We start from the raw sequence: 13104 nt of genomic DNA, 5'->3' as shown, positions 1-13104 counted from the left end.
CGGATGGGGTAGGTTGTAAGGCTAAAAGCCAATCTTGATCGAGTATTTAATAATACACCTGTCGCCTTTCAATATGCTGGATTGTAAGCTGTGTTACTCACCCTCATTTCGGGCTGCTGCGTTGCGGCATTCAAATCGGTTCTCAACTGATTCGTCACCCACTTGCAACTTTAATGAACTTGAGTATACATATTCTTTTTAGAAGTATAGATTATTGATTAGTATAAGTTTATTTTTTTAATAAAGTCACTGGTTCACATTTTGTTTAGTTTTCGGGGACGATATAAGAGTAGGTAAGCAATTTAAATGGTGCATACTGTGCGCCTTTTATCTCTCCCGGTCTTTCAAGCTACAGTGTCGTTGAAAGCTTTTCTTCTGTCACTTAACCGGAGCCTAGCTCTTGGAAATAAGCAATATGGTTTGCTTTTATTACTTGAAATTCAAAGGGTAAACTGGGTATAACGGATCTTAAAGCCCCCTATTTTTAGCCTGATGCGGATGTGAAGGCTGATGGATGAGCTAGCAAAAGAAACGAATTATGAACACAGAACATAAACAGTCATTATCAGCGGTCACCCTGGCGGCGATTGGGGTCGTTTACGGTGATATTGGTACCAGTCCCCTTTACACCTTTAGAGAGTGTTTTTCCGGTCATTATGGCTTTGATGTCCGCCCGGATGTGGTGTTTGGTTTCCTTTCTCTGATCTTCTGGATGCTGGTTGTCATCGTTTCCCTTAAGTATCTCACCTACGTCATGCGTGCAGATAATGCCGGTGAAGGGGGGATCCTCACGTTAATGTCCTTGGCTGGGCGTAATACTTCTGCCCGCACCACATCATTACTGGTGATCCTTGGCCTGATTGGTGGCAGCTTCTTTTATGGTGAGGTTGTGATCACACCGGCAATATCGGTAATGTCGGCAATAGAGGGACTGGAAATAGCAGCTCCTTCATTGGACCCCTATATCGTACCGTTGTCTATTCTGGTATTGACCTTATTGTTTGTGATCCAAAAGCGTGGCACCGGTAGCGTTGGTAAGTTATTTGCACCTGTGATGCTTCTGTGGTTTATCGTACTGGCAGTGCTTGGTGCCCGCAGCATCATTGCCAACCCTGAAGTGTTGCAGGCAATGAACCCTAAATGGGCACTTAACTTCTTTGTTGAATACAAGAAGGTGTCGTTCTTCGCACTTGGTGCAGTGGTGCTTTCAATTACCGGCGTGGAAGCGCTTTATGCGGATATGGGCCACTTTGGCAAATTCCCTATTCGTTTGGCCTGGTTCACCGTGGTACTGCCCTCACTGGTGATCAATTATTTTGGTCAAGGTGCACTGCTGCTGAAAAATCCGGAAGCGATCAAAAACCCCTTCTTCTTGTTGGCTCCTGACTGGGCACTGATCCCGCTATTGATTTTGGCTACGCTGGCAACGGTGATTGCCTCTCAGGCGGTTATTTCCGGGGTGTTTTCATTGACTCGCCAGGCTGTACGGCTGGGGTATCTATCACCGATGCGCATTATCCATACTTCGGAAATGGAATCAGGCCAGATCTATATTCCGGTAATCAACTGGACGCTGTATATCGCGGTAGTACTGGTGATCGTGGGCTTTGAACATTCCAGCAACCTGGCGGCGGCATACGGCATTGCGGTGACCGGTACCATGGTGTTAACCAGCGTTCTTATAACCTCAGTGGCGATCAAAAACTGGCATTGGAATCGTTTTCTAGTGGTCGGTATCCTGGTAATTCTGTTGATTATTGATCTGCCAATGTTTGCGGCAAACGCTCTGAAACTGTTCTCTGGCGGTTGGTTACCACTGACGTTAGCGTTGGTCATGTTGATTATCATGACGACTTGGAAAAGCGAACGTTTCCGTCTGTTGCGACGTATGCATGAGCATGGAAACTCACTTGAAGCCCTGATTACATCACTGGAAAAATCCCCACCGGTTCGCGTGCCTGGTACCGCGGTGTTTATGTCCCGTGCGGTTAACGTTATCCCGTTTGCACTGTTGCATAACCTTAAACATAACAAAGTGCTGCATGAGCGGATAGTCTTGTTAACCTTGCGTACCGAAGATGCTCCGTATGTCCATAATGTCCGCCGAGTCACTATTGAGCAGCTTTCACCTAGCTTTTGGCGCGTAGTTGCCAGCTATGGCTGGCGTGAAACGCCAAACGTCGAGGAGGTTTTCCACCGCTGTGGGCTGGAAGGGTTGTCATTCAGGATGATGGAGACTTCCTTTTTCTTGTCTCATGAGTCTCTGTTCCTCAATAAACGGCCATGGTACCTGTATCTGCGCGGTAAACTGTTTATCGCTCTTAGCCGCAATGCGTTGCGTGCAGCCGATCAATTTGAGATACCACCGAACAGGGTTATCGAATTGGGAACTCAGGTCGAGATATAAATCATGGGCTCAGCATTTGCTGGGCTCTTTTACTTCGTTAGTCGAATACTAATACGTTTCGATGGCGATCACATTTCCTCAACTCTGCTGTTGCCTTCTCATGAGGTTTTTTTAAACTCCACCGTGAGCGAAACGTTTCGCTATTGGAGCAAAAATCATGAAAAAAGGCGTTCTACTGAATTCGGATGTTTCTGCGGTTATTTCCCGCCTCGGCCATACCGATCAGATCACTATTTGCGATGCAGGGTTACCCATTCCAGCCGCAGCGCAGCGCATTGATCTGGCATTGACCCAAGGAATACCTACATTTTTGCAGGTCGTGGAGGCAGTGACGCAGGAAATGCAGGTAGAAAGTGCCCTCTTGGCGGAAGAGATTGTTAAGCAAAATCCGTTACTCCATGAAGCGTTGCTGATTCAACTGGGTCAACTTGGCCAACTCCAGGGAAATACCATCAGTATTGGCTATATCAGCCACAGTGATTTTAAGGTAAAAACCGAGCACAGCCGTGCGGTGATCCGCAGTGGAGAATGTTCGCCTTATGCGAATGTGATCCTCTGCTCCGGCGTAACTTTCTGAGGCATCTATGCAACCTCTACTGCAACTGAAAGGGATCGACAAAGCTTTTCCCGGCGTGAAGGCGCTTTCTGGTGCCGCTCTCAACGTTTATCCCGGCAAAGTGATGGCGCTGGTAGGAGAGAATGGTGCCGGGAAATCCACCATGATGAAAGTGTTGACCGGTATTTACAGCAAAGACGCGGGTAGTCAGTATTTTCTCGGTAAAGAGGTTTTTTTCAAAGGACCGAAGGAGTCGCAAGAGGCGGGAGTAGGCATCATTCATCAGGAACTGAACCTGATCCCACAGCTGACGATTGCCGAGAACATCTTTCTTGGCCGTGAATTCGTCAATCGCTTTGGCCGTATTGATTGGAAACGTATGTATGCCGAAGCGGATAAACTGTTGGCGCGGCTGAACCTACGCTATAGCAGCCATCGGCTGGTGGGGGAACTGTCGATTGGCGATCAGCAAATGGTGGAGATTGCCAAGGTGCTGAGCTTTGAATCCAAAGTCATCATTATGGATGAACCCACCGATGCCCTGACCGATACTGAAACAGCCTCATTGTTTAACGTGATCAACGAGCTGAAAGCTGAAGGGCGTGGCATTGTCTATATTTCCCATCGTTTGAAAGAGATTTTTGAAATCTGCGACGATGTGACCGTTTTCCGTGACGGGCAGTTTATTGCCGAGAGTCCGGTGGCCGAGTTGCAGGAAGATACGCTGATTGAAATGATGGTAGGGCGCAAGCTGGAAGAACAGTATCCACGTATTAACCAGTCACGCGGTGAAAAACGCCTGCAAGTTAGCCATGTTTCAGGTCCTGGTGTGCAGGATGTCAGTTTTACTTTATATCGTGGCGAAATTTTAGGTGTTGCGGGCCTGATGGGGGCCGGGCGTACCGAGTTAATGAAGATTTTGTACGGTGCGGCACCACGTAAAAGCGGAACGATAAACCTTGATGGCCATGAGGTGGTCACCCATTCCCCTCAGGACGGGCTGGCAAATGGCATCGTCTATATCTCGGAAGATCGCAAACGTGATGGACTGGTGTTGGGAATGTCGGTGAAGGAAAACATGTCACTGACTGCACTGCGCTATTTCAGTCGTTCCGGCGGCAGCCTGAAACATGCGGATGAGCAGCAGGCCGTGAGTGACTTTATACGTTTGTTCAACATCAAAACGCCTTCGATGGAGCAGCCGATTGGTCTGCTTTCCGGTGGTAATCAACAGAAAGTGGCGATTGCCCGTGGCTTGATGACTAGGCCTAAGGTGTTGATCCTCGACGAACCGACACGCGGTGTCGACGTGGGAGCAAAAAAAGAGATTTATCAGTTAATCAACCAGTTTAAGCAGGAAGGGCTGAGCATCATTCTGGTTTCTTCAGAAATGCCGGAAGTGCTAGGGATGAGTGATCGTATTCTGGTCATGCATGAAGGGCATCTCAGTGGTGAATTCCCTATTGAACAGGCCACCCAGGAAGTGCTTATGGCCGCGGCCGTCGGCAAGCAATACGGCGTAAAGCAGGAGTAATCAGATATGAGTTCACAGAGTGTTGCAAAGCGCTGGTTCAGTAAAGAGGGGTTGTTGGAGCAGAAATCGTTGATTGCACTGCTGGTGCTGATTGCGGTGGTTTCCTCAATGAGCCCGAATTTTTTCACCGTTAATAACCTGTTCAATATTCTGCAGCAAACGTCAGTCAACGCCATTATGGCGGTTGGCATGACACTCGTGATCCTGACCTCCGGCATCGATTTGTCTGTGGGATCGCTGCTTGCGTTAACGGGAGCCGTAGCCGCTTCCATTGTGGGTTTCGAAATAAACGCCGTGGTTGCCGTTGCAGCTGCGCTGGCATTAGGGGCCGCAGTAGGTGCCTGTACAGGCGTTATCGTTGCAAAAGGTAAGGTTCAGGCGTTTATTGCTACCTTGGTCATGATGTTGCTGTTACGCGGCGTGACCATGGTGTATACCAACGGTAGCCCCATAAATACCGGTTTTACCGATGTTGGCGATGCCTTTGGTTGGTTCGGGATTGGCCGTCCGTTAGGAGTACCCACCCCGATTTGGATTATGGCAATCGTATTTATCGCTGTCTGGTACATGCTGCATCACACCCGCCTTGGGCGCTATATCTATGCGCTGGGTGGCAACGAAGCTGCAACTCGTCTTTCGGGCATCAGCGTCGATAAAGTTAAAATCATCGTTTACTCGCTGTGTGGCTTGCTGGCGGCACTGGCTGGGGTGATTGAAGTTGCGCGTCTCTCTTCCGCACAGCCTACTGCCGGAACCGGCTACGAGTTGGATGCTATTGCGGCCGTCGTTCTTGGTGGTACCAGTCTGGCAGGTGGTAAGGGGCGTATCGTCGGTACTCTGATTGGGGCACTGATCCTGGGTTTCCTTAACAACGGTTTGAATTTACTGGGCGTTTCCTCCTACTACCAGATGATCGTAAAAGCAGTTGTTATCCTGCTGGCGGTTTTGGTAGACAACAAAAGTAACAAGTAACTTTTCCCTACAGGAATCACGATCATGAAAATGAAAAAACTGGCAACTTTAGTTTCGGCTTTCGCGCTAACCGCCACGTTGAGTGCTAATGCTTTGGCAAAAGATACTATCGCGCTGGTGGTATCTACCCTTAATAACCCGTTCTTTGTTTCAATGAAAGAAGGAGCACAGCAGGAAGCCAACAAGCTGGGTTACAACCTGGTGGTGCTGGATTCGCAGAACAACCCGGCGAAAGAGTTGGCCAACGTTCAGGATCTGATGGTTCAGAACCCGAAACTGTTACTGATCAACCCAACTGATTCTGATGCAGTAGGTAATGCCATCAAGATGGCCAATCAGGCCAAGATCCCGGTAATCACTCTGGACCGTGCAGCAGCCAAAGGTGAAGTGGTCAGCCATATTGCTTCTGATAACCGTGCAGGCGGTAAAATGGCTGGTGACTTTATTGCCAAGAAAGCGGGTGCCGATGCCAAGGTTATCCAGTTGGAAGGGATTGCTGGTACTTCTGCCGCGCGTGAACGTGGGGAAGGTTTCAAACAGTCTCTGGAGCAGAACAAGTTTAAACTGTTGGCCAGCCAGCCAGCGGACTTTGATCGCACTAAAGGCTTGAATGTCATGCAGAACCTGTTGACTGCGCATCCTGACGTGCAGGCTGTGTTTGCACAAAATGACGAAATGGCACTGGGTGCACTGCGTGCGCTGCAAACAGCCGGTAAAAACGATGTGGTCGTAGTGGGCTTTGATGGTACCGATGATGGGGTGAAAGCGGTTGAGGGAGGCAAGATGGCTGCAACGGTAGCGCAGCGTCCTGACCAAATCGGTGTGATAGGTGTTGAAACTGCTGACAAGATCCTCAAAGGTGAAAAGGTTCCTGCTACCATTCCGGTTGATCTGAAACTGGTTACCCAATAAGTCATCTCTGCGCCACCGGCGCTGGGTGTTACGGCGGCGCAAAATTTCAGGGATCAATGCGATGGAAACAGGCCAACTGGTGGTTTTGGGCAGCATCAATGCCGACCATATCCTCAATATCGAACAGTTTCCCCGGCCAGGTGAAACGGTCATCGGGAAGCAGTATAAAGTTGCTTTTGGTGGTAAAGGGGCTAACCAAGCAGTAGCCGCTGGGCGCAGTGGCGCGAATATCGCGTTTATTGCCTGCGTAGGAGCTGACGACATTGGTGAACGTATTCGTCAGCAACTGGCTACCGATGGCATTGATACCCATCCAATTGAAGCCGTTGCTGAAAGTACTACCGGTGTTGCATTGATATTTGTGAATGCAGAAGGTGAGAATGTTATTGGCATTGATGCAGGTGCTAATGCGGCGGTTACACCGGAATATATCAATCGTTATCGACAGACGATTATCAATGCGGACGCACTGTTAATGCAGTTGGAGTCACCACTTGAAACGGTGATAGCCGCTGCCAAACTGGCAAAACAGCATGGCACTCAGGTGATCCTCAATCCAGCACCAGCCTGTGAACTACCTGACGATCTTTTGGCGATGATTGATATGATTACCCCGAATGAAACTGAAGCTCAACGGTTAACGGGGATCGCGATCGATGATGACCAAGACGCCGCTCGTGCTGCCAACGTGTTGCATGATAAGGGGGTCGGCTGTGTGATTATCACGCTTGGTAGCCGTGGGGTGTGGTTAAGTGAAAACGGCAATGGCAGATTGGTTCCGGGTTTTAAGGTCACAGCAGTAGATACCATTGCCGCGGGTGATACGTTCAATGGTGCGCTGGTGACCGGCCTGCTTGAAGGTAAAACCATGAATGATGCGGTATGTTTTGCTCACGCGGCTGCCGCGATTGCTGTCACCCGGCCAGGTGCTCAGTCTTCGGTGCCGTGGCGTGAAGAAATTGACGCCTTTCTGCAGCAGCAGGAGTCAAACAGTTGACCACCATGAAAGATGTTGCTCGCCTGGCGGGTGTCTCTACCTCGACAGTGTCACACGTGATTAATAATAATCGTTTTGTCAGTGACAGTATCCGTAACAAAGTGATGACCGCCGTTGAACAGCTTAACTATGCTCCCTCCGCACTGGCGCGTAGTTTAAAACTTAATACTACGCGTACCATAGGTATGTTAGTTACCTCCAGCAACAATCCGTTTTATGCTGAAGTCGTGCGTGGGGTTGAGCGCAGTTGCTATGAACGTGGTTACAGCCTAATCCTGTGCAATACTGAGGAAGATGCGGCACGAATGAATCGCAGTATGGAAACATTGCTGCAAAAACGCGTCGATGGTTTGTTATTGATGTGCACTGAAAACCACCGCCCTTCAGAGGATGCACTGAGCCGCTACCCTTCTCTGCCTATAGTGATGATGGACTGGGCGCCATTCGAAGGAGCCAACGATATCATTCAGGATAACTCGTTGCTGGGTGGTGAAATGGCTACCGATCATCTGATAGCTCGTGGTTACCACCGCATTGCCTGTATCGCCGGGCCAGCAGATAAAACCACCGCACGCCATCGTTTGGATGGCTATCGCCGCGCAATGCATCGTGCTGGTCTTGAAATTTTACCGGGTTATGAAGTGCATTGCGATTTTGAGTTTGAAGGTGGCGTAAATGCAATGAAACAGCTCTTGGCCTTGGCTGAGCCGCCTCATGCGGTATTTGCTGGTAATGATGCGGTTGCTGTGGGTGTCTATCAAGCGTTGTATCAAGCTGGGTTGGTGGTGCCAGATGACATGGCTGTCATGGGTTATGATGATATTAAGTTGGCCAAATATCTTTCCCCACCGCTTAGCACCATTCACCAGCCAAAAGATTCGCTGGGGGAATTGGCGGTTGATGCCTTAATCGATCGCCTGCAAAACCCCGAGCGTGAAGCTCAGGTTTTAGTGTTGACGCCTGAACTGGTGGAGCGTGCCTCGGTTGGTTACCGTTAACCTGTGGCTTTAGCCTCTTTTCTTTGTTTGTCTTTGCCGGTTATCAGGTTATCGCCATCTTTCTTTTTCAATAGCATAAAAACCAGGGAAGAGGCGATGGTCACTATCCCCATGGTAATAAAGGTATAGTGAAAGTGTTCGATCATGGTACCGATGGACATCGATTCGTAGAAACGTAATACGGCCGCGCTAACAGCCACGCCAAAGCTAATAGAAAGTTGCTGGGTAACGGCGAGCACGCTATTACCTGAGCTGGCATTGGTATCGTTGAGATCCCCTAGGCTGATGGTATTCATGGCGGTAAATTGTGTCGACATTGCCATTCCCAGGACAAACAGCGGCAATATCATGATCCAGAATGACATGCCCGGACTCTGCAGTGAAAATTGAGCAATTAACACACCGATGATGATAGTGTTGCCAACCAACGTGTTACGGTAGCCAAACCAACGCAGTACTTGGGTGACAGTAGACTTGGCCGTGAGTGCCCCCACAGCCATTGGGGCCATCATACAACCCGCGATTATCGCTGAGTAACCAAAACCTACTTGTAACATCAGAGGCATCAGGAAAGGAACGCAACCTGTGCCTAAGCGTGAAGCAACGTTACCGGCAATACCGACGGAAAAGGTACGGGTTTTGAAAAGATCCAATCCAATAAGAGGTTGGGGATGTCGACGAGCGTGAATGATATAGCCGAACAGCATGACAAAACCGCTGAGAAATATCCCCAAAGAAATGTAGCTAGCAAGCACCTGTTCGCCAAACAGTTCTAAACCGGTAGAGACCAAGACCAGACTCAGGCCGAATAGTATAAAACCCTTGAAATCAAATGGGCGCTTTGGTGTGGTGAAATCTGGCATGTACTTGCGCGCATAAATAATGCCGAGTAACCCAATTGGAATATTAATCAGGAATATCCAATGCCAGGTTGCATAGGTGACCAACCAACCACCAAGCAGCGGCCCCATGATCGGGCCGACCAAGCCAGGCATGGTAACAAAGTTCAGAACGGGGAGCAGCTCACTGCGTGGGTAAGCACGTAATAGCGCCAAACGTGCTACTGGCATCATCATGGCACCACCAATCCCTTGTAGCACACGTGAAGTTACCAGAAAGCTCAATGTTGGGGAGAGGGCACATAATAGTGAGCCAAGAGTAAAAAGTGAAACAGCTAAAATGAATACTCTGCGGGTGCCAAATCGGTCCGCCAACCAACCGCTGACCGGGATCAACATCGCTACCGTCAAGGTATAGCTGATAACGGCTGACTGCATTGCTAATGGTGAACGTTCAAGACTTTTTGCAATGGCAGGCAAGGCAGTATTGAGGATGGTGGCATCCAACGCTTGCATAAAGAAAGCCATAGCAGCTATCCAAGGTAACCCAGCCATGCTGCGTGCAGATTTTGTCATTGTCATTCCTGATTTAATGTTAACTTCATCCCTATCATCTTTTTTATAGATTAAATTGCATGAAGGTGACGATCTCGAGCTCCAGGCAGGAACCACGTCGCCAACATACCAGCAACGGGGATAACTGTAGGTATATATATGTAAACAGTGATGAGTTTACCCATTATCGTGAAGCAACGTCTGGCATGCTGTGAGTGCGGTGTTACTGTCACCAGCCACAATGGCATCTACGATCGCCTGATGATGATGCAGTTTGATCACTTCGTTACCTGTAATTGCCCGAAAATAGCTCTGATAGACGGAACTGAACAGGTTAGCGAACGAGGTTAGAAATGGGTTAGCACTGGCCTCGTAAATCAGTTGGTGATACTGAGTATCAACTTCAATCCAGCGTTCGCGGTCGAAATCAATATGCAATGCTCGCATCTCTGCTATTAAGGAGATTAGTTGCGCTTTTTGCTGTGTGCTTGCTTTGGCCGCGGCCAGTGAACAGGCTTGAGGTTCAAGCGAAGTTCGCAGGATAAGAAAATGCTGCATCACTCGAGTAAAGTTTTCCTTAGTCATCCACCATGTCAGCAAGTCTTGATCGAGAAAGTTCCATTGACTCTGAGGCATCACCCTGGTGCCAATGCGTGGGCGTGGCAACAACATACCTTTTGCTGCCAGCATTTTTACAGCTTCGCGAACTGCAGTGCGGCTGACGCCAAATTGTTCTCCTAATTCCATTTCACCAGGCAGGATGCTACCTGCCTGATATTCACCTGCCAGGATCCGTTGGCCAAGTTTTTCTGCAAGCAGATAAGAAAGGTTACGCTGAGCGGCCTGTTGTTGAGCATCAAATTTCATGGCTGCAATTCCTCGACTTGCATTGTTCCTTTTCATTTTACGCTACGGAGCGCCCGCATTTTTTTAAATTTTTCGAGAAACAGGGGCAAAACGCCGCGTTGTGCAGCGTTTTGCTGAAAAAAACCGCGTTTGAAACATTTTTTTAAATTAGGGGTTGCGGTGTTTTTAGAACGCCCTATAATGCGCCTCCACTGACCGGGAACAACGACTTCTTTATAGCAAAGCAGGTTGCCCAGGCAGGAAGCAGCAAGCCGGTGAAAACACCACTTCTTAATAAGAAAATGGCTTGACTCTTCAGCGGGAAAGCGTATTATCTGCCTCCCGCGTTACCGTGAAAGTTTCCGGTAACCAACGCTCTTTAACAATTTATCAGACAATCTGTGTGGGCACTCACAAGACGATATCCAGCTGCTTAGGCAGCAAAAAAATATCAAGTCTTGAAGAGTGACCAAGCAGTAATTCATGCGAATGAATTATTACGAAAGTTAATTTTCGAGCATCGCTTCACGAGTTGAAGCAAATCAAGCTTTTAATTGAAGAGTTTGATCATGGCTCAGATTGAACGCTGGCGGCAGGCCTAACACATGCAAGTCGAGCGGTAGCACAGGGGAGCTTGCTCCCTGGGTGACGAGCGGCGGACGGGTGAGTAATGTCTGGGAAACTGCCCGATGGAGGGGGATAACTACTGGAAACGGTGGCTAATACCGCATAACGTCGCAAGACCAAAGTGGGGGACCTTCGGGCCTCACACCATCGGATGTGCCCAGATGGGATTAGCTAGTAGGTGGGGTAATGGCTCACCTAGGCGACGATCCCTAGCTGGTCTGAGAGGATGACCAGCCACACTGGAACTGAGACACGGTCCAGACTCCTACGGGAGGCAGCAGTGGGGAATATTGCACAATGGGCGCAAGCCTGATGCAGCCATGCCGCGTGTGTGAAGAAGGCCTTCGGGTTGTAAAGCACTTTCAGCGAGGAGGAAGGGTTCAGTGTTAATAGCACTGTTCATTGACGTTACTCGCAGAAGAAGCACCGGCTAACTCCGTGCCAGCAGCCGCGGTAATACGGAGGGTGCAAGCGTTAATCGGAATTACTGGGCGTAAAGCGCACGCAGGCGGTTTGTTAAGTCAGATGTGAAATCCCCGAGCTTAACTTGGGAACTGCATTTGAAACTGGCAAGCTAGAGTCTTGTAGAGGGGGGTAGAATTCCAGGTGTAGCGGTGAAATGCGTAGAGATCTGGAGGAATACCGGTGGCGAAGGCGGCCCCCTGGACAAAGACTGACGCTCAGGTGCGAAAGCGTGGGGAGCAAACAGGATTAGATACCCTGGTAGTCCACGCTGTAAACGATGTCGATTTGGAGGTTGTGCCCTTGAGGCGTGGCTTCCGGAGCTAACGCGTTAAATCGACCGCCTGGGGAGTACGGCCGCAAGGTTAAAACTCAAATGAATTGACGGGGGCCCGCACAAGCGGTGGAGCATGTGGTTTAATTCGATGCAACGCGAAGAACCTTACCTACTCTTGACATCCACGGAATTTGCTAGAGATAGCTTAGTGCCTTCGGGAACCGTGAGACAGGTGCTGCATGGCTGTCGTCAGCTCGTGTTGTGAAATGTTGGGTTAAGTCCCGCAACGAGCGCAACCCTTATCCTTTGTTGCCAGCGATTCGGTCGGGAACTCAAAGGAGACTGCCGGTGATAAACCGGAGGAAGGTGGGGATGACGTCAAGTCATCATGGCCCTTACGAGTAGGGCTACACACGTGCTACAATGGCGTATACAAAGAGAAGCGACCTCGCGAGAGCAAGCGGACCTCATAAAGTACGTCGTAGTCCGGATTGGAGTCTGCAACTCGACTCCATGAAGTCGGAATCGCTAGTAATCGTAGATCAGAATGCTACGGTGAATACGTTCCCGGGCCTTGTACACACCGCCCGTCACACCATGGGAGTGGGTTGCAAAAGAAGTAGGTAGCTTAACCTTCGGGAGGGCGCTTACCACTTTGTGATTCATGACTGGGGTGAAGTCGTAACAAGGTAACCGTAGGGGAACCTGCGGTTGGATCACCTCCTTACCTAAAGATATTAGTTGAGTGCAGTGTCCACACAGATTGTCTGATGAAAAGTAATGAGCAAAAAACCTGTGGTATGGGTGGTTAAGTGCTGTGCGGTTTGTGGCTGTCAAATGCAGTGACAAATCACAATGGCGCTCGATTTTTCTTGAAAAATCTCACCTTTACCCGAAATTATCGAATCGGTGATTCGATAAGCAAATTTCGGGTCCCCATCGTCTAGAGGCCTAGGACACTGCCCTTTCACGGCTGTAACAGGGGTTCGAATCCCCTTGGGGACGCCAATTCGATAATGAGTGAAAGACATTATCACCGAATATCTTAAAGATGACTTTCGAGTCGTGTTTAAGATATTGCTCTTTAACAATCTGGAACAAGCTGAAAATTGAAACCTGACA

General features: G+C 49.1%; 9 protein-coding genes, 1 tRNA gene and 1 rRNA gene. 9 read left to right on the top strand and 2 right to left on the bottom strand.

Translation table 11 applies throughout. From position 1 onward, the window contains the following. Window positions 1-538: 538 nt before the first annotated feature. From kup to rbsR, 7 genes are all read left to right on the top strand, one after another. On the top strand, window positions 539-2407 hold the full coding sequence (gene kup / locus OK023_RS17300; RefSeq protein ID WP_317693872.1) for a low affinity potassium transporter Kup: 1869 nt from the start codon (window positions 539-541) through the stop codon (window positions 2405-2407). A gap of 157 nt (window positions 2408-2564) precedes the next feature. Next, window positions 2565-2984 (top strand): D-ribose pyranase, encoded by a 420-nt coding sequence (rbsD, locus tag OK023_RS17295; RefSeq protein WP_317693871.1) that lies wholly within the window; start codon window positions 2565-2567, stop codon window positions 2982-2984. 7 nt (window positions 2985-2991) lie between these two features. Beyond that, on the top strand, window positions 2992-4497 hold the full coding sequence (gene rbsA / locus OK023_RS17290) for a ribose ABC transporter ATP-binding protein RbsA (protein ID WP_317693870.1): 1506 nt from the start codon (window positions 2992-2994) through the stop codon (window positions 4495-4497). A 6-nt stretch (window positions 4498-4503) separates the two neighbouring features. Next, a complete protein-coding gene (rbsC, locus tag OK023_RS17285) occupies window positions 4504-5469 on the top strand; it encodes a ribose ABC transporter permease (RefSeq protein ID WP_317693869.1) in 966 nt (321 codons plus the stop codon). A 24-nt stretch (window positions 5470-5493) separates the two neighbouring features. Beyond that, the gene (gene rbsB / locus OK023_RS17280) at window positions 5494-6381 is read left to right on the top strand and encodes a ribose ABC transporter substrate-binding protein RbsB (protein ID WP_317693868.1); all 888 of its coding nucleotides are present in this window, start codon (window positions 5494-5496) and stop codon (window positions 6379-6381) included. Window positions 6382-6442: 61 nt separating this feature from the next. Beyond that, on the top strand, window positions 6443-7378 hold the full coding sequence (rbsK, locus tag OK023_RS17275) for a ribokinase (RefSeq protein WP_317693867.1): 936 nt from the start codon (window positions 6443-6445) through the stop codon (window positions 7376-7378). Further along, complete coding sequence (gene rbsR, locus OK023_RS17270; protein WP_317693866.1) at window positions 7375-8376, top strand: ribose operon transcriptional repressor RbsR; 1002 nt, start codon at window positions 7375-7377, stop codon at window positions 8374-8376. The genes rbsK and rbsR overlap by 4 nt, the downstream gene beginning before the upstream one ends. Here the strand turns inward: rbsR and mdtD are convergent. After that, a complete protein-coding gene (gene mdtD / locus OK023_RS17265; RefSeq protein ID WP_317693865.1) occupies window positions 8373-9791 on the bottom strand; it encodes a multidrug transporter subunit MdtD in 1419 nt (472 codons plus the stop codon). The two genes, rbsR and mdtD, sit on opposite strands and share 4 nt — an antisense overlap. A gap of 156 nt (window positions 9792-9947) precedes the next feature. Then, the gene (locus tag OK023_RS17260; RefSeq protein ID WP_317693864.1) at window positions 9948-10637 is read right to left on the bottom strand and encodes a FadR/GntR family transcriptional regulator; all 690 of its coding nucleotides are present in this window, start codon (window positions 10635-10637) and stop codon (window positions 9948-9950) included. A gap of 530 nt (window positions 10638-11167) precedes the next feature. On the opposite strand from OK023_RS17260, the gene OK023_RS17255 reads away from it, so the two are divergent. Further along, window positions 11168-12709, top strand: a 16S ribosomal RNA gene (locus tag OK023_RS17255). A 205-nt stretch (window positions 12710-12914) separates the two neighbouring features. After that, a tRNA-Glu gene (locus OK023_RS17250) sits at window positions 12915-12990 on the top strand. Window positions 12991-13104: the final 114 nt, after the last annotated feature.

The organism is Serratia sp. UGAL515B_01, from assembly GCF_033095805.1.
Lineage (GTDB): Bacteria > Pseudomonadota > Gammaproteobacteria > Enterobacterales > Enterobacteriaceae > Chania.
Note: the sequence above shows the minus strand (reverse complement) of the source record. Positions and strands in the feature narration are given on the sequence as shown.